Source organism: Desulfovibrio sp. 1188_IL3213, assembly GCF_036763145.1.
Taxonomy (GTDB): domain Bacteria; phylum Desulfobacterota; class Desulfovibrionia; order Desulfovibrionales; family Desulfovibrionaceae; genus Desulfovibrio.
The window spans coordinates 1-738 of record NZ_JBAIYR010000705.1 but is presented as its reverse complement, the minus strand read 5'-3'; the positions used below and the strand labels follow the sequence as shown (position 1 = coordinate 738).

Genomic DNA, 738 nt, shown 5'->3' with positions numbered 1-738 from the left:
GGTTGCTCCGGCTTCAGGCAGCGGCTGTGCCGTCGGGAAAGCTGCCCGTAAGGCGGCCATGTGGCGTGGGCATTACGCTCTGCGCGTCATGAAAGCGCGCGCGGGTTGCCAGGGCAGTGTTTTATTGCTGGTATTTTTCAATTTTTACGGTGCATTTTGAGTGCTGTCCAGTGGAGATTTTCCCGTTTGCCCTTGCAGAGCGCGTCCGCTGATGCAGTCGGGGAGGCCATTCGGGGGCATCTTGGCCTAAAGGTGATGTCAGGCCGGCCGATAAGCGTTACAGAGGTGGTATCATGTTTATGACGCTATGCAAAAAAACAGCGGCGTTTGGTGCTTCGCGGGCCGTGACTGTAGGAACGGCTTTTTTGTGCCTGTGCGCCGCCTTGATGTTTTCGGCCGGGTCAGGCAAGGCTGCTGAACCTGTTCGCATGTCTTCTTCCTTGCCGCAGACCCTGCCCGATGGCGGGGCCAATCTCAATGAGGCCTGGGTGCGGCACGGCGGCGCACGCCTGTATTGGAATACGCTGATGCAGCCCCGACAGTTGCGCATGGCCGGAGCAAGCTTTGTGGATCCCGCAGCCGTGCCGGAGCTGATGCCTTCGCCCCAGGGGGCGGTTGATGGCAAGACTGCTGGAAAAAGCCGCGCCGCAGGCAAGGTAGCGCCGCACAGTGTGGTTATTGATCCCGGCGCTCCGCCGATGCCCATGCGCCGAGCCTCGCGCCCCGCCGCAAAAAACA

1 protein-coding gene is annotated in these 738 nt (G+C 60.8%); it reads left to right on the top strand.

From position 1 onward, the window contains the following. Nucleotides 1-428 precede the first annotated feature (428 nt). Nucleotides 429-738, top strand: a 310-nt coding sequence (locus tag V6C16_RS14665; protein WP_333543617.1) for a hypothetical protein, incomplete at its 3' end; no start/stop codon positions are given.